Origin of the sequence: Agrococcus sp. ProA11 (assembly GCF_039880525.1) — a bacterium.
In the GTDB taxonomy this organism is placed as follows: domain Bacteria; phylum Actinomycetota; class Actinomycetes; order Actinomycetales; family Microbacteriaceae; genus Agrococcus; species Agrococcus chionoecetis.
This window is the reverse complement of sequence record NZ_CP156989.1, coordinates 2,083,383-2,102,134: the sequence shown is the minus strand read 5'-3', so window position 1 is coordinate 2,102,134 and position 18,752 is coordinate 2,083,383. Positions and strand designations below refer to the sequence as shown.

11 protein-coding genes and 1 tRNA gene are annotated in these 18,752 nt (G+C 72.6%); 7 read left to right on the top strand and 5 right to left on the bottom strand.

Translation table 11 applies throughout. The features are described 5' to 3' along the window. Positions 1–47: 47 nt before the first annotated feature. The gene (locus ABG090_RS10040; protein ID WP_347754342.1) at positions 48–1,691 is read right to left on the bottom strand and encodes a helicase-associated domain-containing protein; all 1,644 of its coding nucleotides are present in this window, start codon (positions 1,689–1,691) and stop codon (positions 48–50) included. Continuing rightward, complete coding sequence (locus ABG090_RS10035; protein WP_347754341.1) at positions 1,691–2,002, bottom strand: hypothetical protein; 312 nt, start codon at positions 2,000–2,002, stop codon at positions 1,691–1,693. The genes ABG090_RS10040 and ABG090_RS10035 overlap by 1 nt, the downstream gene beginning before the upstream one ends. A gap of 94 nt (positions 2,003–2,096) precedes the next feature. Here ABG090_RS10035 and ABG090_RS10030 point away from each other — a divergent pair, with 94 nt between their 5' ends. The 3 genes from ABG090_RS10030 to ABG090_RS10020 all read left to right on the top strand — a co-directional run bounded on the left by ABG090_RS10030 (position 2,097) and on the right by ABG090_RS10020 (position 4,298). After that, positions 2,097–2,471 carry a cold shock domain-containing protein gene (locus tag ABG090_RS10030; protein ID WP_347754340.1) on the top strand — a complete coding sequence of 125 codons (375 nt, stop codon included), beginning with the start codon at positions 2,097–2,099 and terminating at the stop codon, positions 2,469–2,471. Beyond that, positions 2,455–3,039, top strand: a complete 585-nt coding sequence (locus ABG090_RS10025) for a DUF3027 domain-containing protein (RefSeq protein ID WP_347754339.1) — start codon at positions 2,455–2,457, stop codon at positions 3,037–3,039. Before ABG090_RS10030 ends, ABG090_RS10025 begins: the two co-directional genes overlap by 17 nt. 125 nt (positions 3,040–3,164) lie before the next feature. Further along, the gene (locus tag ABG090_RS10020) at positions 3,165–4,298 is read left to right on the top strand and encodes a hypothetical protein (RefSeq protein WP_347754338.1); all 1,134 of its coding nucleotides are present in this window, start codon (positions 3,165–3,167) and stop codon (positions 4,296–4,298) included. 11 nt (positions 4,299–4,309) lie between these two features. Here ABG090_RS10020 and serC read toward each other — a convergent pair whose 3' ends face one another. Continuing rightward, on the bottom strand, positions 4,310–5,410 hold the full coding sequence (gene serC / locus ABG090_RS10015) for a phosphoserine transaminase (RefSeq protein ID WP_347754337.1): 1,101 nt from the start codon (positions 5,408–5,410) through the stop codon (positions 4,310–4,312). Positions 5,411–5,506: 96 nt separating this feature from the next. On the opposite strand from serC, the gene ABG090_RS10010 reads away from it, so the two are divergent. The 4 genes from ABG090_RS10010 (at position 5,507) to ABG090_RS09995 (ending at position 8,183) form a co-directional block, all read left to right on the top strand. Then, a complete protein-coding gene (locus ABG090_RS10010) occupies positions 5,507–6,178 on the top strand; it encodes an iron dependent repressor, metal binding and dimerization domain protein (protein ID WP_347754336.1) in 672 nt (223 codons plus the stop codon). 156 nt (positions 6,179–6,334) lie between these two features. Beyond that, positions 6,335–7,129 (top strand): C40 family peptidase, encoded by a 795-nt coding sequence (locus ABG090_RS10005; RefSeq protein WP_347754335.1) that lies wholly within the window; start codon positions 6,335–6,337, stop codon positions 7,127–7,129. Positions 7,130–7,228: 99 nt separating this feature from the next. Then, the gene (locus ABG090_RS10000; RefSeq protein WP_347754334.1) at positions 7,229–8,029 is read left to right on the top strand and encodes an NlpC/P60 family protein; all 801 of its coding nucleotides are present in this window, start codon (positions 7,229–7,231) and stop codon (positions 8,027–8,029) included. 82 nt (positions 8,030–8,111) lie between these two features. After that, a tRNA-Arg gene (locus tag ABG090_RS09995) sits at positions 8,112–8,183 on the top strand. Between the two features lie 17 nt (positions 8,184–8,200). Here ABG090_RS09995 and ABG090_RS09990 read toward each other — a convergent pair. Together ABG090_RS09990 and ABG090_RS09985 are read right to left on the bottom strand one after the other, a co-directional pair. Next, positions 8,201–11,923 (bottom strand): hypothetical protein, encoded by a 3,723-nt coding sequence (locus ABG090_RS09990; RefSeq protein ID WP_347754333.1) that lies wholly within the window; start codon positions 11,921–11,923, stop codon positions 8,201–8,203. Next, positions 11,923–18,657 carry a hypothetical protein gene (locus tag ABG090_RS09985; protein WP_347754332.1) on the bottom strand — a complete coding sequence of 2,245 codons (6,735 nt, stop codon included), beginning with the start codon at positions 18,655–18,657 and terminating at the stop codon, positions 11,923–11,925. The genes ABG090_RS09990 and ABG090_RS09985 overlap by 1 nt, the downstream gene beginning before the upstream one ends. Positions 18,658–18,752: the final 95 nt, after the last annotated feature.

Here is an 18,752-nt window from a genome sequence, read left to right as displayed (position 1 = left end):
CCGGGCGGGCGGGCGGGCGCAGGGAGAGGGGGAGGGGGAAGGCGGGGTCAGTCGACGGCGCCGAGGCCGGCGACCTTCGTGATGGCGCTCAGCGGCAGCGTCCGCTCGATGTCGCGGTTCGCGTCGCGGGCGCGCAGGCGGCCGTTGGCGACGGCGAGCGGCACCAGCTCGACGTCGACCGGGTCGGTGGCGGTGCTGACCGTGAGGCGCACGGGCATGCGGTCGCGGATGGCGCCCTGCAGCTGCCGCTCGAGCCAGGCGCGCTCGTGCTCGCCCACCTCGAAGCCCGCGTCGCGCAGGCGATCGACCAGTCGATGCCGCTCGTGGGTATGCCGAGGCGCGCGCTCGGGCGTGCGCCGCACGAGCTCGCCCGCCTCATCCTCCAGCACGGCCGGGTAGCGCTCCTCGAGCAGCGCCTCGAGCGCCTCCTCGGCGCTGGTGCGGAAGGTGACCCGGTGCGGGCCGGTCTGCAGCGGACCCGCGTTCGCGAGCGCGCGGTCGACCGCGATGGTGCGGATCAGCTGCTCGTCATCGCTGCGCGCCTGCGAGCGTGCGCCGCCCTCCGTGCGCGTGTCGACGGGCCGGACGCGCAGGGAGCCGAACTTCGCGGCGGTGTCGCGCACGAGATACGTCACCGGCTGCGGCAGCCCCGTGAGCGAGATCTCGGCGAGGAAGGCGAGCACGCTGTCGGCGTCATCCCCGGCGGCGAGGCCGGCGGCGATCGACTGCGGGCTGATGCGCCAGTGCGAGGCGATGCCGGCGCGCTCGATGCTGGCGATGCGGCGCAGCCTGGTCTCCACGCGACCCTCGAGCGGACCGGGCGCCACGGCGGAGAGGTCGGGCTGCAGATAGACGGAGGCGGTGGCCGGCGGCACGTGCGCCGCGAGCGCCGCGCGGGCGGCATCCGGGCGCTCCCGCAGGTCGACGCCGAGCATCGTGGGGGCGCCGCGATCGGCGAGACCGAGCCGCTGCGCCTGGCGATGCTGGCGCTCGCGAACGGCGAGCACCGCGGCGTCGGCGAGCGGGAACTCCGCGCGGGGATCGCCGGCGACGGCCTGCGCGTCGGGCGTGGCGGCGAGCCAGGCGGTCGCGAGCGTGCACCAGCGCTCGGGCACCGGCGCGGCGAGCCATGCGTCGGCATCGACGGTGGCGCGCAGCCGCCCGTCGCGGCGGTCGATGAGGCCGGCGAGCACGGCGGGCTCCAGCCGCTCCTCCAGCCGCGCGGGATCGCCGTCGATGGCGGCCGCCAGCGCGCGCGCGGTCGCCGCCGGCAGCTGCGAGCGGCTGCGCAGCACGATCGGGGCATCGGCGACTCGGTGCACGAGCTCTGCGATCTTGATCGTCTCGTCGATCGCGGTCTGCGGCGCGGTCGCGCTCTCGACCGCGACGAGCGGCTCGGTGGCAACGATGCTCGCTGCCGCCGCGAGCTCGCGCACCCGGGGGAGCGCGACGCCATCGACGCCCAGCAGCAGCGCGTCGAGCCGCGGTGTGGAGCGGCCGTCGCTGAGCGCCGCGAGCTCGGCAGCGGTCCGCCAGGCGAGCGCCTGCTGCACGGACGCGTCCTTGACGAGGTGCTCGGCGAGGTCGAACGTGGAGGCGAGCTGCAGCGGCGCCTGCCGCTCGACGACGAGCATGTCGAGCGCATCGTCCGTCATCGCCTGGATGCGGGCGGCGAGCTCGACCACGCGCATCAGCGGCTGCGCGCCTTGCCGCTCGCGTTCGAGATCACGAGGACCACGACGCAGATGATCATCAGCGGCAGCGCGACCAGCGGCAGCCAGTAGGCGTACTGCCACGCGATGCCGGCGAAGAACGCGTTGCCGTCGCGGAAGGCCACGTGCGCCAGCGTGGCGGCGAAGCCCAGCAGCGCTATGCCACCGAAGACCACGACCAGGATCGCGAGCACCCGCTCGAAGCGATCGCGACCCGACTCGCGCGCGGGGGCGGTCGGCGATGAGCGCTGCTTCGGGCGCTGCGTCGGGTTGCTCCTGGCCTTCGGCATCCGGCCAGGATATCGCGGCGGGCGGGATCAGCGGACCCCACTACCCTGGTGCCAGCGGCAGGGCGCCGCGCAAGGATCGCAGCGGGAGGGTGCCATGCCGACCGGCAGGGTGAAGTTCTTCGACGAGGCCAAGGGATTCGGCTTCATCGCCGGCGATGACGGCGGCGAGGTCTTCCTGCACGCCTCCGCGGTGCCGGAGGGCGTGCAGATCAAGCCTGGCGCCAAGATCGAGTACGGCGTGGCCGACGGCCGCCGCGGTCCGCAGGCGCTGTCGGTGCGCGTCATCGGCCCGAGCGCGGTGAAGGCCGCAAGGCGCGACACCGAAGACATGGCGATCATCGTCGAGGACCTCGTGCGCCTGCTCGACACCATCGGAAACGACCTGCGTCGTGGCCGCTATCCGAGCGCTGCGCACGGCTCGACGGTGGCGCAGATGCTGCGAAGGGTCGCCGATGACCTCGACGCCTGAGTCCGACCAGGCCACCGAGCCCGTCGTCACCGAGGAGCAGTCCACTCCGGCCTCGGAGCCGGCCGCCTCGGAGTCGGCTGCGCTCCAGCCGACCGCGCCGACCACGCCGACCGCGCAGGAGCTCGAGCTCGCGATGGCGGCGCTCGACGAGGTCGCGCCGCGCGGTGCCGTCGGCCAGGTGCAGGATGCCCGGGCAGAGGGCGGCGCTGACGGGCAGGCGCAGGTCGTGGCGATCCGGCACGCGTCGACGCTGGCCGGCTATCCCGACTGGTCCTGGACCGTGCTGCTGTCGCGCGGCGTCGAAGGCGGCCCGACGGTGCTGGAAGTGGCGCTGCTGCCGGGCGACACCTCGCTGCTCGCGCCCTCCTGGGTGCCGTGGACCGATCGCCTCGCCGACTACCTCGCCGCCAAGGACGCCGACGAGGTCGACGACGATGCGGATCTCGACGCCGAGCTGGAATCCGATCTCGAATCGGATCTCGAGGACGACTTCGACGACGACTTCGTGGAGGACGACTTCGACGAGGCCGATGACGCCGACGACGCAGAGGGCGACGGCAGGGACTGACGCGCCGCGCGATTGCTGCTGCGGCCTCGCGCATTGCAGGGACAATAGCGGCTGCAATTCCGCATGAATTGCACACGCATTCACTATTGCTTGCCCTCCTGAATAGGCGGGAGTAGAATAGCAATATGACTATTGATATTCCCTCCTCAAGCGATATCGTCGATCTGTCTGAGCATCGAGCCACGAGCAGTGTCTCGATCTACCTCGCCTCCGGCACCGGCACCGAGCGTCAGCCGTTCTCGGTCGACTCGGAGGCGGCGCGCCTGGCGCTGCGCTCGGCCGCGACCAGCGCGATGGCCGAACTGCGCGAGCTCGGGGTCGATCGGCAGGAGCGCGATGCCATCGAGGAAGCGGTGCGGGCACTCGACCGCGACCGTGAGCTGTGGTCGACCCAGGCGCGAAGCCTCGCGGTCTTCCTCGCGCCCGGCGTCGTGCGCACATTCCGACTGATGAACGAGCTGCCCTCCCACACCGCCGTGGGGGACCGCTTCGACATCGGCCCGCTCCTGCGCGCGACCTCCTTCGAGCACTCGGGGTACGTGCTCGCCATCACCGAGGGCGATGTGCGACTGGTGTTCCTCGGCCCGGACGCGTCGAGCGAGGAGAAGGCGCTCCCGGCGCTCCCCGATGACGTGGCCGAGAACCTGGAGCGGACCACGACCGGAGGCCGCTTCGACCGGGTCCGCGCGCAGGGCGCGCTGGGGCCGAAGATCGAGCAGCGCACCTACGCGTCCGCGGTGCAGGACGCCGTGCTCGACGTGATCGGCGACTCCAGGCTGCCGCTGGTGCTCTGCGCGGCGCACGATCTCGAGCCCGCGTATCGCGAGGTCAACACCTACAGCGGCCTGCTCGAGCACGGCATCGACGCGAACCCCTCCTCCCTGTCGACCCAGGAGCTGGAGTCGAGAGCGCGCGGGATCCTCGAGCAGCACCGCGACGACGAATTGGCCGCATGGCGCGAGCGCTTCGGCACCCTGCGCGCCGACGGGCGCGCCAGCGCGCAGCTGAGTGACATCGCGCGAGCCGCCGCCAGCGGTCTGGTCGACACACTGCTGTTCGACCTGGAGTCCACCGATGAGGGCACGATCGACGAGTGGGGCGCCATCACGCTCGCCGATGCGCCCGGACCGACGACCTACGGCCTGCTCGACGAGCTCGCGGCGCGGGTGCTGCGCGGCGGGGGCACGGTGAAGGCCGTGCGCCGCGCCGATCTGCCCGACGGGAGCCAGGCGGCGGCGACCTTCCGCGCAGCCCTCTAGCGGCGGCCGAGCTAGCGGTCGAGCAGGAAGTCGAGGCAGCGCGTCAGCTGCACCACGTCGGTCGGCTCGATCGCGGCGAAGGTCGCGACGCGCAGCTGGTTGCGCCCGAGCTTGCGATAAGGCTCGGTGTCGACCACGCCGTTGGCGCGCAGCGCCTTCGCCAGCGCTGCCGCGTCGACGGCGTCGTCGAAGTCGATGGTGACCACGACGTTGGAGCGGTGGTCGGGGTCGGCGACGAACGGCGTCGCCTCCGGCCGACCCTCCGCCCAGCCGTAGAGCGTCGCGGCCGATTCGGCGGTCCGCGCTGCCATGGCGTCCATGCCGCCGCCGGCGAGCATCCACCGGATCTGCTCGTCGAGCAGCAGCAGCGTCGACAGCGCCGGCGTGTTGAGTGTCTGATCCAGGCGGGAGTTCGTCACCGCCTGCTGCAGCGACAGGAAGTCGGGGATGTAGCGGTCGGAGGCGGCGATGCGCTCGATGCGCTCGATCGCGGCGGGGGATGCGAGCGCGAGCCACAGGCCACCGTCGGCGGCGAAGTTCTTCTGCGGCGCGAAGTAGTAGACGTCACTCTGCGCCACGTCGACGGCGAGGCCACCGGCAGCGCTCGTGGCGTCCACGACCGTGAGTGCGCCCTCCTGGCCGCGTACGACCGGGTGGAAGACGCCGGTGGATGTCTCGTTGTGCGGGTAGGCGACGACGTCGACGCCCTCGACGGGCGCGAGCTCGGGCCGCGAACCCGGCTCGGCGCTCGCGATGCTGGGCGCCTCCAGCCACGGGGCCGCGGCCGCCTTGCCGAACTTCGCACCGAACTCGCCGAAGGTCAGGTGGTGCGATCGGCGCTCGATGAGGCCGAATGCGGCCGCATCCCAGAATGCGGTCGATCCGCCATTGCCGAGCAGCACCTCGTAGCCGTCGGGCACCGCGAACAGCTCCGCGAGCCCCTCGCGCACCGAGCGCACGAGCGACTTCACCGGCGCCTGCCGGTGGCTGGTGCCGAGCAGGTCCATGCTCGAGCGCAGGCGTTCCACCTGCTCGGGCCGCACCTTGGACGGGCCGCAGCCGAAGCGGCCGTCGACGGGAAGCAGGTCGTGGGGGATGACGATGTCGCTCACAGGACGATCCTACGAGCGCGCGGGCCAATAAGGTGGAGCCGTAGTTGGCTCAGCCGAACGCGGCTCGCGCCGGAGCGCAGGGGGAAGGGGGTGCGGATGACCGATCTCGTCGACACGACCGAGATGTACCTCCGCACGATCCTCGACCTCGAGGAGGAGGGCATCACGCCCCTCCGTGCCCGGATCTCGGAGCGATTGAACCACTCGGGGCCGACGGTCTCGCAGACTGTCGCGCGCATGGAGCGGGACGGCCTCGTCGTGGTCGGCGCCGACCGTCACCTCGCGTTGACCGAGGATGGCCGCGCGCTCGCGACGCGCGTGCTGCGCAAGCACCGGCTCGCCGAGCGGCTGCTCGCCGACGTCATCGGGCTCGACTGGAGCCTCGTGCATGATGAGGCGTGCCGCTGGGAGCACGTGATGAGCGAGCAGGTCGAGCGGCGCCTGATCGCACTGCTGGGCAACCCGACGGAGTCGCCGTACGGCACGCCCATCCCGGGTCTGGCCGAGCTGGGCCTCACCCCGGCTGCCGCCTTCCTCGACGGCGTCGAGGCTGCGACGGATGCGCGCGGCCCGCGGATCGTGCGCCGGCTGGGGGAGCCGATCCAGGATGACGTCGACGGTCTGGCCGAGCTGCAGGCTGCGGGCGTGCTCCCCGGTGCGAGCGTCGAGGTGAGCGAGGCCGCCGGGCGCATCCGCCTGAGCGTCGTCGGTGGCGCCGTGATCGACCTGCCGATCGAGCTGGCGCAGCACGTCTACCTCGCTCGCTGAGCGCGCTTCATTCAGGCTTCATCCAGGCCACGTGCAGGCTCGCCGAGAGCCCGGATCCGATTGTGACGAAATGGTAACGGTCGGGTAGTGTCGCCGGGTCAGCCCTGCACAGCGAAGTGCGGGGGCCTGCAGGAAAGTCCCGGGGGAACACCTACGTTGAAGCAGCACACCACGGCCGTCCAGGTCGCGCAGCAGCCCGCCCGCTCTGCCTCCGCATCGCTGCGTCGAGGCGCGAAGAGCTTCGGCGTCGTCAGCATCGCCGCAGCGCTCATCGGTGCGCTCTCGCTGCCGGCCGCAGCGTTGTCGCCGCAGAGCCCCGAGTTCACCGACGCGGAGCTCGCGAGCGTCGTTGCGGAGAACTCCCAGACCATCACGGTCGCCAGCGATGCACGCATCGAGGCGATCGCCCGCGACGGCATCTCCGGCACCACCGCCGTCGAGCTCGAGCAGTTGCGCGCTGCAGCGCAGGAGGCGGAGGACGCGCGGCAGGCCGAGCTCGCCGCCGCCCGCGAGGCCGCTGCCGCCAACGGCGCCGCCACCGGCACGAGCGCGGCCGGGACCGACACCGCCGCCGCGGCGCCCGCGACCGTCAGCATCCCCGCGAACAGCGGCATCGTCGGGATCGCCCAGTCGCAGCTCGGCGCCCCCTACGTCTGGGGCGGCGCGAGCCCCGCAACCGGCTTCGACTGCTCGGGCTACACCGCGTGGGTCTACGGCCAGGCCGGCTACTATGTGCCGCACTCCTCGGCGGCTCAGCGTGGCGTGGGCACGCCCGTGCCCGCCGCCCAGGTCGCCGCCGGCGACCTGCTGGTCTGGGACGGCCACGTAGGGATCTATGCCGGCAACGGACAGATCCTGCATGCCGCGGTCAGTGGAAAGCCCGTCAAGTACTCGAACTACGCTGCGATGGTCGCCGCGTTCGGCACGCCGGATGTCCGTCGCTTCGGCTGATCCTGCGCGTGTGGTGACAAACACATAACGATTTGGTAACGTAAGCCTCTGTGTCGCTCAGCGGCACACGAACACAACAACAGTTTTGGAGCTCTACCTGTGACGACTTCTACCGAGATGACCGGCATCGAGTCCGGCGCGAAGCGGTTCAGCCGCGCATCGGTCGTGCGGAACGCCCGTCGGGTCGGCGTGATCGCTGTCGCCGCCGCGTTCGCGACACCGCTGGCCCTGCCGGCATTCGCCACGTCCTCCGACGCAGGCTCGCAGGAGTCGCTGACGGCGCTTGTCGCGCAGGACGCCCAGCAGGTCTCCGGCGTCGTGACCGCTGGTGAGAGCGGACTCGGGACCGATCGCCTTGACGTACAGGCCACCACCCGCGAGGAGCTCGAGCAGATCCTCGCCGAACTCGAGGCCGCCGCAGCCGCCGAGATCGAGGCGCAGGAGCAGGCCCAGGCCGAGGAGGCAGCGGCCGCGAACGCGAGCAGCGGCACCGCAGGGGTCGGTTCGTCGAGCGGCGCGTCATCGTCGGCCGCGCCCGCAGCGCCCGCAGCGCCCGCCGCGGCATCCGCGGGCGCATCGGGCAGCGTCATCGCAAATGCGGCGCTCAGCCAGGTCGGCGTCTCGCAGGACTGCGTCGCGATGGTTCGCAAGGCGATCGCTGCTGCTGGTCTTCCCTACTCCGGGATGGGTTCGCTGTTCAACCTCGGCCCGACCATCCCCATGTCGGCGGCATCGCCCGGCGACGTGATCTACTACGCCGACGGTGGAGTCGGCCGCGCCCACATCGGGATCTACATCGGCGGCGGCCGCGCGGTGCACGGCGGCTGGAGCGGCTACAACACCGTCGTCGCCGGCGTCGACATCGGCGGCTCGGCCCCGGTGTTCATCGACATCACGTGAACTGATCCCCGCGCGCAGCGCCCGTCCTCCTCGCGAGGGCGGGCGCTTCGCTCATCCGGCCCGCGCTAGAATCATCGGGCCTGCCTCTGTAGCTCAATGGAAGAGCATCTCCGTCCTAAGGAGCTGGTTGGGGGTTCGAATCCCTCCAGGGGCACTCGCGGCTGCGGAGCGTCACCGCGGCCCGATCACCAGCCGGTCGCCCACGTCGACACTGACGGCTCCGGCGGCGCCGCTCGGCCCGGTGAGCCGGGCGACGAGCGTGAACGGCGGCTTCATGCGGATGAAGACCGCGTAGGCGCCCTTGTCCCTGCGGGGCAGGCGCAGGTCGCCAGCGATGCGGCGCACCTGGATCACCCCGCGGCCCACGGGCGTGCGCTCGGTGGGGATCGCTGAGAGCGCGGACGACCAGGTCACGGGCCGCGGTCGGATGCCGCGCAGCGGCGCCCGCGGCTTGACGGTGATCGTCAGGCTCCACTCCGGCGTGCGGGGCGCCTTCGTCGAGAGCGTCAGCCCGACGCCGCGCGGCTCGATCGTCGGACCGTCGACGAGCGTGAGGCCGAACGCGGGGTCGTCGGGCACCGCCGGCGCCGTCCCGATCCCGTGGGTGCTGCGTCCGATGGGGTCGGTGACCGAGATCCGGGCCTGCACCGCGTCGTCGGCGCTGGGCCGCTGCCACCAGACTGCCAGCGGCGTCATCCCGCCGACGCGCGGCCCGCGCAGCACCAGCGGAGGCTGCGAGGCGAGCGGGATCGCGCTCGGCTGCGCCGTCACATCCACCACGGCTGCGACATCGCCCAGCGGCACCGCAGTCGTCGTCTGGCTCTCGGCCCCCGAATCGACACGGACGCGGATCGTGAACGCTCCCTCGTCGATGGTCGTCGCCAGGGCGTCGGTGCCGCTCTGGAACGCGACCAGATCGGTGCGGACGGAGCGCCCCAGGACCGGGGCGACGAACGGGCCGTCGGAGGGGCGGAGGTCGACGGGCACGACGGGGGAGTCGGGCGACCGCATGCCGCGCAGCGCGAGCACGCCGACGGCATCGACCGGCACGGCGACGGCGCGCACGAACCACGGCGTCCAGCTGTCGGCCAGCGGGGCGACGGCCACCGCCGTGTAGCGCTGCATCCCCTGCTCGGCGGGGATCTCCGGCGTCCAGGCAGCATCGAGCGTGGCGATCGGGGCGATCACCGGTGGGCCCATCGACGAGGCCACGCGCGAGGCAGCCGAGGATCGGGTGGCGAAGACCTCGAAGCGGGCGACCGGGATGCGGCTGAGGCAGCGCAGCTCGACGGCGAGGCCGGCGGCGACGGGTGTGGCTCGCACGGCCGGGACCGCCGGCGCGACCAGGCGCGGTGCCATGACTGCATGCAGGTACTGATGCGGCGCGATCGCGCCGCCGCCCTGCGGCCACTCCGACTCGACCCCCTCCGCGGTGGTCGCGGTGAGGCCGAAGAGGTGGATGTCGGTCGAGCCGCGCGGCAGCACGACGTCGGCAACGCCCGTGGTGGCGTCGACCGTGAGCGCTCGGCGGAACACGGCGCGCCGACGGGTCGCGCTCAACCCGTCGTACACGGCCCGCAGCTGCACGAGGCGCTCGCTGGGCGTCGCGGTCTCCTCCGCCCGCTGCGCGAGCCCCGCCGCTGTGCGCAGCGCCGCCTCCGAGACCTCCCAGATGCTGACGGTGCGCGGGTTGGGGCCGTGCACGGTGACGGGGATGCTGGCGTGGCTGTGCCCCTGGGCGTCCGGCGTGCTCGCCAGCGGCACGGACGGCCCCTGCGTGACCAATGGCGGGCTCGGCGGCACCGGGCTGGCCGCGCGTGCCGTCATCGCGTAGGCGCTGGGCGGCCGCGGGTCGCCGGCTGGCACCGTCGGCACCCAGATGCTGGTCATGCCGAGCGCGAGGTGCGTGCGCGCCCAGATCTCCACACCCCACCACCGGGTGCCGCTGTAGTCGAGCGTGTGCGTGAGCACGATGCGATACCGGCGCCGCTTCTCGCCCTGATCGGCGCCGGGGAGCACGACCTGCTCGCCCTCCTCGTCGACGTGCTCGATGGTGACGGAGAAGCCGGCGGGCGGCGACGCCGGTGGCTGCAGCTCGTCGCCCAGGAACTGCAGGGTCAGCGGGATCGGGATCGTCGACGCGGGCGCCGCCGCCGGCGGCCGCGCGCCGGGAGCGTCTCCCGTCCGTGCCGTGGGGAAGAGCACCGGAAGCAGCTGGACGGCGCTCGGCACGCGGGTCTCCCAGTCGACGGTGAGGTCGAAGGTCGTGACGGTCGGGCACGCGGCCGGGTGCCCGTCGTACTGCGCCACCATCGACACATCCACGATGCCGGGCGCAGGCGGTGCGGGCGCGAGCGCGACGTGGTCGCGATCCTCCCAGGGCGACCAGACGCCGTACAGGTCGACGAGCGCGACGCTGTAGGAGACCGATCTCGCCCCCGTGGTCGCGGAAATCGTGAGCGCACCGTCGACCAGGCCGACGCGCCCCTCTCGGATGCGCGGCACCGTGTCGTCGGGGGGTGGGCCCTCGGCTGCGGGCGAGGTGGTGGGCAGCAGCGTGCGCGGCCCTCCGGCATCCCGCGGCGGCAGCAGCGAGTCGGCCCTGGTCGCCCCGAGCTCGGTGCGGGCGAAGGCTGCGCCCGAGGGCCGCTCCAGCGCGGCGCTGGCCGGCGACTCGGCCCAGCTCACCTGCGCATCGTCCGCCCACGGGCCGTCGGGCGCCTCAGGGGCGCGCAGCCCGGCGCTGCGGGTCTCGAGCAGCTGCGGCGCGGTGAGCCGGTGGTGCAGCGCCGGGGTGGGGATGAAGGCGGCGATCTCGTTGCTGCCTCCGCTGTCGGGGATCTCGTCGTCGTAGGTCGCCAGGATCAGGTAGTCGTCGGTGGCGCCCGCCTCCACATCGCCGTCCTGCGCGGCGTAGGCGGTGCCGAAGCCGAGGGCGAGCGCGAGCGGCGCTTCGGCCGAGGGCGGCAGGGTGAGGGAGTGGAACGGCCTGATCGTGGCGACCGTCTCCAGCGTGGAACCGTCGGGCGTCGCCCTGCGGGTGGTCGCGAACCGGGCCGCGGTGTGGGCTGGCCGGCCATCGAAGATCGGCTTGATCTCCTCTCTCAGCCCGAGCGTGACCTCCTTGACGAGCTCGGCCGGGTCGGGTGCGGACCAGTCGGGGGCGATCGTGGCGTCCTCCGTGGCCGGGAACCATCCGATCGGCGGCGAGCCGCGCTCGAGCCGCTGGATCGCGGCCGTCTCCGGGTCGGTGAGCGCCGTGACGAGTCCCTGCTCTCCGGCGTCGTAGGTGCCGACATCGAACGGCAGGCCGACGACCTCGATCAGCTCCCAGTCCGGCAGTGCCACGACGTCCTCGAGCAGGCCGACGGCGACCCGCGTCATCCGTCCCGGCGAGACCTCGATCACGGTCGCGCCGCTGCAGCGGATCTGCAGCCGCAGGCTCCCCGATGACGGCGCCACCCGGCTTGCGGCACCGACCATCTCCTCCACGCGGATGGGTCGATCATCGGCGTCGTCCGCTCGCGCTCCGACGCGCGATGCCGAGAGCGTCACCGTGCTCCCGGCGGGCGCGGTCACGTCGACCTCGATCACGGCTGCGACGCGATCGAGGGTCAGCCTCCTGCCGGAGCGGACCGGGATCTCCGCGAGCGGGATGCGCCCCGGCTGGCGGCGGAACACCTGGAACGGCTGGTTCGGCATCCCGAGCGTGGGTGCCACCATCCACCGCAGCTGCACGTCGGCCGGTCGATCCGCGATCGCGCGCTTGCGCGCTCGCAGCTGCTCGGGGTCGCCGCGTCCGCGGCCCGCGGCATCCTGCTCGCGGCTGATCGACGCCCAGGGGATCACCGCGCCCTCGCCCCGGAACGCGAACACGTCGCTCGAGATGGCCATCAGTCCTCCACCTCCCAGATGGGTTGGCTGAGCACGAAGGACGCCATCGGGGAGCGCTGCTCATCGCCGTCCCCCGGGGAGTCCGGCGATCGCCAGAACGGATCTGCGGGCACCACCAGGTCGATGCTGAGCGTCTTCCCGCGCTGCCCTGGCTCGAGCAGCACCACCAGCCGCGTGTCTCCCGGGCCGCGGATGCGCCGGCGGACGGCGGCGTCGCCGCTCGTCTCGACCGTCATCCAGTCGGTGGGGGTGCGGACCCACCAGGTGTGGCGAGGATCCTCGCTGTCCGCGTCGGCATGCTGCTCGACCGGCTGCGAACGGGAGCGCCAGAGCGTCTCGTTGCTCTCGATGATGACCGCGATCGGCTCCATCACGCCGCCCCGCACTCCCCAGGCGACGGTGGTCGACGAGACCCTCGGCACGGTGGGTGCATCGAGTCCGGCGGCCAGGAACGCTTCGTCGAGCTCGGCTCCGCTGGGCCGGTCCGTCAGGGAGTCGAGCGCGCTCGGGTTCGTGAGCGCGATGTCGCTCGTCGGGCCGAACCTGACCAGCGCGGCCAGCTCCCCGACGGTGTCGAAGCGGGAGGTCGTGAACGAGATCCGGTGCACGCGGTCGTCATCGGTGACGGTCGTGGCGCCGTCCGGGACGGCGAACACGTCGATCAGATACTCGGTGAGCGGATCGAAGTGGTAGGGGATGAAGATCTCCTCACGATCCGGCGCGGGCCCAGGGTCGACGCACGGGAGCGCGTCGGCGACCTCGCGCAGTCCCTTGTGGAAGGCGGAGGAGACGTCGACTGCGGGGCTCAGCGCGCGCCGGATGCCACCGGGATCCATCGGGATCAGCACCAGATCATCGGCCGCGCCGCCCGGAGGCGGCGGGTGCGATCCGCTGGCCGCGCGCACGCGCACCTGCAGCGTGCGGCCGTGCGCCGCGAACAGCCGCGTCACGCTCTGGCTCGAGAGCGCCAGGCGCACCGGCTGCGTGCACAGCACGCCGTGCTCTCCCGTCGTCGGTGCCGTGGCGAGCAGCCATGGCGAGAGGTCGGCCGGCCGCGCGTCGCGCTCGACGGTCCAGAACGTGTACTCCGCCGGAGCCCCGGGATCCCAGGCCCCCGGAACATCGCCGGGCCGCTCTGGCTGCTCCACCGTCTGCGACTGCCACGCCACCCGGACCGTGTACGAGCGGCCGGGGCGCAGCAGCGCGTGATCGCTCGGGTCCTGGGTCAGGGTCGTCTCGACGGCAGCGCGACGCTCCGCGAGGTAGTCGCTCTGGCGCGTGTGGCGCTCGCGCTCGGCGAGCGTCAGCCCGGCGAGCGCGATGACGAAGAACGGGCTCGCCGAGGGGGCGACGGCTCGCTGCCAGCCGATGTCGACCATCGCGGTCTCACCCGCGTCGGGCAGCTCGACGAACACCAGGGCGAACCTGCCCTTCTCGTCGGCCGGGCGCGACTGCGCGATCCGGGCCGCCGCGCGTCCCGCGCGCGAGACGGGGTCGGCCCACGGGCCGAGGTTCGGATCCCACCAGGTGGTGGGCACCGTCGCACCGGCGCCCACGCGGTGGGCCTGCGTGACCGCGGTTGCGTCGAGCTCCGATCCGTCTGCCTTCAGCCGCCGGATCGTCAGGGAGCCCGCGGCCAGCTGCCGGTCGGGAACCAGCAGCATGACGCTCATCGTGGTGAGGGCCGAGGTGGGGGTGATGCGCACGGCGTTGCGCAGCGCATTGGGCTCGTGCCGGGCCTGTTCCCAAGCCTCGACGACGACGCTGCGGTCGCTGGCCGGTCCCGCGACCGAGGGGTCGTCGTCGAGCCCGAGCGGCGCCTCGAGGATGCGTCCCTCGCAGCCGCCGACCTCGGGGTTCAGCTGCGGATCCCAGCCCAGGTCGGTGACCGCGGCGACGGCGTCGAGCAGCGATGCGCCGGCCGCCAGCGCCTCGGCGAGATCCTCGCGTCCGAGCGGCTGCTCCAGTCCCGCGGCCCGGCTGGCACGGATGTCGTCGCCCCAGGCCTGCAGCGACGGCGGGATCGCCTCCTCGCTCGCGCAGCCGACCGCGTCGCCGACGATCCGGCCAGGACTGGGACCGAGCAGGTCGGCGACCGCGTGCCCGGTGCGCCACGGCTCCGTGACGTGCAGGTCGACGCGCGTCCGCTGCGGCTCCTGCGTGTCGGCGGGGTCCGGCCAGCTCAGGCCGCGCAGGTGCCATCCGGTGGCGTCGGGTCCGAGTCGCTGGCGGTCGAACGTCCACAGCGACTCGGCCGGGGGTGCAGCGGGGGTGCACACATCCCACTCGCGGGTGAGCCCCTCGACCAGCGTCTCGCCGTAGGGCAGCGCATGCGGCGTGGCATTCGGGATCCAGCTCAGCAGCGCCAGGCTGTCGACCAGCGACGGATCCGGTGGGCTCTGCGCCCACCACGCCGACGGGGTCTGCTGGCCGTCGGGGTCGAACGTCGTGGAACCCTCCAGCAGCGTCACCGAGGTCACGCGGTACCGCACCCACAGGTCGCCGCGCTTCACCCATCCGCCCGTGAACCCGGCGCTGCTGGGGCCGACCGGCGCGGTGCCCAGCACCGTGCCGCCGGGCTCGAGGTCCGGCGTGGCGCTGAAGGCGATCACGGGGATGGCATCGATCGGCACCTGCAGGCGGTCGGCGACCGGGACCGCGCTGCCGTCGCCCGCCACGGCGACGCCGAGCTTGCCGTCGATGATGCGCTCCGCCCCATCGCCCTCGATCAGTGCGGGGCCGCGGCCGACGAGCGAGACGCCCAGCACCAGGTCCGGGGCGGGCGGCAGCGTCGGCTGGTGACCGATCTCGAGCGAGACGCACCCCTTGACGGAGAAGAAGAAGAAGTCGACCTTGCCGCAGACCTCGCCGAACACGAACGTCGTCTGGTCCGGCTGCGCGGGATCCTCCTGCCCCACCCGGATCTGCAGCTCGGCGCTGGCGCCGATGCTGATGATGAACAGGCGCAGCTCGCCGGTCACGTAGATGCGACCGGCGAGGAACACCGGCTCGAAGGCGAGGAGCACGTCGAAGCCCGCCGTCGCCTCCAGGTACAGCCCGATGCTCTTCGAGCCCATGAGCACGGCGCGCAGGTGGAACCCGGCGGTGACGGTGAGCCCGGTCGTGGTGACGCCGAGGTTGGGATGCGTCAGCCCGGCGCCGTGGATCATCAGGTAGCCGGTGCCCTCGAACGCGTCCAGCACCGCGACCGTGATCGGGTCGTCGAAGCTGCCGAGATCGATGAACCAGTGGCGCGTGTCGCCCTTCGTCGGGAAGAACGCGGTGACCGGCACCCGGATCTGCAGGATGCGCTCGATCGTGTATTCGGCGACGATCGCGATGGTGATGGTGCCGCGCACCACGTCGAGATCGAGCACGGCCAGGAACGTGGCGCTCTGGGTGGCGCCGAGCGCGGGCGGAGCCTTGATCACGTCGGCCTTCATGATCAGCAGCAGGCGAGGTCCGGGGATCTCGATCATCAGCATGCCCTTGAGGTGCATGAGGAAGCCGCCCTCAAGCGTGCCGACCAGCATCCCCGCCGCGATCGCGAACGTGCCGGAGTCGAGCGTCCAGCCCGATCCGTCCATGACCCCGTCGCCGGCGAGCTGGCGGTGCACCCACTGCAGCGCCGCGGTGGGCTCGCTGCCGCTGTTGCGCGTGTAGTTGATCGCCACGCCGCCGCTGAAGCCGAAGATGCCGAGCCCCGACCCTCCCAGCACCAGCGGCACCGGGAACTCGACCTCCGCGCCGACCAGCACGCCGGTGTAGCCGTCGGTGGGATGCGTGCTGACGGTGATGGTCGCCGCGGCCCGCAGGTTGATCGAGGTGAGCGTGATGTCGAGGGCGCCGCTGAACCCGTGCTCGTCGATGCTCACCGAGCCCTTGCCGTGCAGGGCGCCGGGGATCTCGATCGACGCCGCGAGCTTCGTCAGCTCGATGTCGGTGGGAGTGTCGAGCAGGATCCGCACGCGTGCGGAGTCGACCGAGATGACGCCGAGGTCGATGCCCAGCGCCACCTCGAGCTCGAGGTAGGCGGGATTGCTGCGGCTCACCTGCACGCCGAGGATCCGCAGCAGCTCATCGAGGGGCGGCGTCGCCGACATCGACCCGGCGGGGATGTCGAGCGTGTAGCCGCGCGACGCGTCGAAGACCGGCACGGGGGCGTAGTCGACCCCGCCCGATCCGTCGTCGACCTCATCCCAGCCGGCCCGCACGCCGATCGCCTTGTAGCGCGTCGTGACCGGCTTCGCGGGGTCGATCTCGATGATGCCGGCGTCGAACGAGAAGGCGGTCTCGATGTCGAACAGCAGGGTGATGGTCGTGCGAGTGGGCCCCGTCGCGTCGGTGGCGTCGATGAGCGTGTCGGCGACCACGAGCTCCACGCCGCGCAGGATCAGCGAGTGCGTCTTGAGCACGCCGGAGGCGCCCAGCGCGCCGGCGGCGGCACCGATCAGCACCATCGGCACGAGGTCCGTGCCATCGGCCGTCGGCGGGGTGGCGATCGCCATCAGCGGCGCCATGATCGCGACGCCGCCCAGGATGTTGAGGGCGGTGTCGTCGCCGTTCGCATCCGACCAGCGCACGAGTCCGTCGAGGTCGGCGTCGTCGCCGCGGAACTCGCCGCGAACCTCCCACGATGAGCGGTCGGCCGCGAGCTTGAGGCCGATGAGGAACGAGACGATGCCGTCGGACGGGTTGGGCGGCAGGTCGTTCGACGCGGCGGGCAGCCGGCCCTCGGTGGCGGTCTCGATGTCGAACTCGCCGTAGATCTCCAGGCGCGTGAAGATGTCCTGCTCGATCCGCACGCGGACGCCGATCTTGCGGAAGCAGTCCGGTCGGCCGGGCTCCTGCGGCACCGGGTCGACGTCCGGCGTCACCGGCGTCGGGGAGGCCGGGCGGTCGAGCGTGGCGCTGCCGGAGAGGGTGACGTCCGCCGTGGTGGTCGAGGCGGTCGCGCGGCGCCACTCACCGGACCCGGACGGCGGCTCGCCAGCCGCGGGGGTGACGGCGCGGTCGTGGCCGTGCGCGGTGCCGAGCGCGACGTTCGTGATGCCGAGGTCGGCCAGCATCGCCTGCAGCACCGCCATACGTCGTTCGCTCAGCGCCCGGTTGTAGTCCCGCTGCTCGGGCCTGCCCTCGTAGGAGGCGAAGCCGTCGATCACCCAGGCGACGCCCGGGTAGCGGGCGAACCGCGTCGCGGCGCCGTCGCGGAAGAACGGGGCCGTCAACGATCCGCGCTGACCGAGCTGCGCCTGCTGGCTCGTGTTGCCGGCGTCGCGCTGGTAGGTCGCGAGGGCGGTCGCGGTCGCCGTCTCGTTCGCCCGCGGCGACGCGAACGTGAAGAAGCAGTCCTCCCTCACCTCGACGCCGACGACGCGTTCGCTGACGCTCACGGCCACCGACGATGCGCCGGGCGCGACGGCGACCGTCACCTCGCCGCCGGCCGCGGTCGTCTGGCTCCCGGCGGGCGTGGTCCAGGTGAGCTCGCCATGCGCCGCGGGCGCGTGCAGTACCACCTCGGTCGCCGTCTGGCGCGCGATGCGGATGACGACCTCTGCTGCAGGCGGGCGGGTGATGGTGGCCGGATTGGTGCTGGGTGCCGGCTCACCATCGCCGGGTCGCGCTGCCGTCCGGAGGGAGACGGTGAGCGCTCGCGTGGTGGTGTGCGCGCCGGCATCGTTGACCGTCGCGGAGACCGAGGCGGGCGTCGCCAGGGATCCCAGCGGGGCGCGGTCTCCCGAGACCGCGGTGCCGCCGATCACCAGCTGGTAGGTGTGCGGGGCGAGCCCGCCATTGGCGTCGGCGACGATTGTCGAGCCGGCCGGCGCCTCGGCGCTGGTGGCATCGGCGGCGATGGGGATGAGTTCACCGTTCGGGGTGTGGATGCGCAGCCCGAGCGTGGGCGCGCCGCCGCGGTTGACGACCTCCACCTGGAACTCGCCGCTCAGGCCGTCGCTGTCGCCGATGCCGACGTAGAGGTCGCGCACGCCGGCGCTGACCGCGATGCCCTGCAGGCCATCCGGTGCGACGAAGATCCGGGCCTCCGGCAGCCACAGCCCCTGCCAGTCGTCGGGGAGGCTGATCACGTCGGCGCCGGGGCTCGACGGGGTCTCGGTCTCGCTCATGTCCAGCACCGCGGAGCGGAAGGCGAAGCCGAACGTCGCGTCGGGGCCGCTCAGCGCATACGGCGGCACCATCTGGATGAACTCGTAGAGGCGCTCCGGCCCGGGGTCGTCGTCGTCGGTCGACGCGCCGAGCATCCGGGTCGAGAAGGCGCCGTCGGCCGGGCGCTCGATGCGGATCCGCACACGCGGCAGGCGGAACTCGACATGCTGCTTCGACGGGTCGGGTCGCAGCTGGCCGCGGCTGTCGAGCAGCGCCGGCACCAGGCGGGGCGGGCGGAACAGCAGGCCGGGCGTCCTCAGGGTCACGCGGATGCCGCCGTCGGGGTCGCCGCCGGGCGCATCCAGCGCGAGCGCCACCCTCACGTTGACGGTGGGGTCGGGCATGACGAGCACGCCGTCGTCCGCACCGCCCGGTCCCACGGCGGAGCGGCTGGGGACGATCGTGAGCGGGTCGTCGCCGCCGAGGTCGTCCTCCCAGACGCGCCACGGATCGCCGTTGCTGTCGACGATGTCCTCTGGCTCGTCATCCAGCCGAGCGAGCAGCGGTTCCAGGCGCTGCAGGGCTGCCGGATCCTCCACGCTGGAGGCGATATCGTCCCAGACGGCCATAGACGTCACTCCCTCGGCCGAGCCGAGGGCTTGGACCGGGCCTCCTACCGGTGACCCGAACCCCCGGACTCGTTCGTGAACGTATGCCCGCCCCG

Excerpts from the sequence above, each read along its gene's own strand:
- ABG090_RS10020 (WP_347754338.1), top strand. The coding sequence starts at position 3,165 with ATGACTATTGATATTCCCTCCTCAAGCGATATCGTCGATCTGTCTGAG.
- ABG090_RS10010 (WP_347754336.1), top strand. The coding sequence starts at position 5,507 with ATGACCGATCTCGTCGACACGACCGAGATGTACCTCCGCACGATCCTC.
- ABG090_RS09990 (WP_347754333.1), bottom strand. The coding sequence starts at position 11,923 with ATGGCCATCTCGAGCGACGTGTTCGCGTTCCGGGGCGAGGGCGCGGTG.
- ABG090_RS10025 (WP_347754339.1), top strand. The coding sequence starts at position 2,455 with ATGACCTCGACGCCTGAGTCCGACCAGGCCACCGAGCCCGTCGTCACC.
- ABG090_RS09985 (WP_347754332.1), bottom strand. The coding sequence starts at position 18,657 with ATGGCCGTCTGGGACGATATCGCCTCCAGCGTGGAGGATCCGGCAGCC.
- ABG090_RS10040 (WP_347754342.1), bottom strand. The coding sequence starts at position 1,691 with ATGCGCGTGGTCGAGCTCGCCGCCCGCATCCAGGCGATGACGGACGAT.
- ABG090_RS10035 (WP_347754341.1), bottom strand. The coding sequence starts at position 2,002 with ATGCCGAAGGCCAGGAGCAACCCGACGCAGCGCCCGAAGCAGCGCTCA.
- ABG090_RS10030 (WP_347754340.1), top strand. The coding sequence starts at position 2,097 with ATGCCGACCGGCAGGGTGAAGTTCTTCGACGAGGCCAAGGGATTCGGC.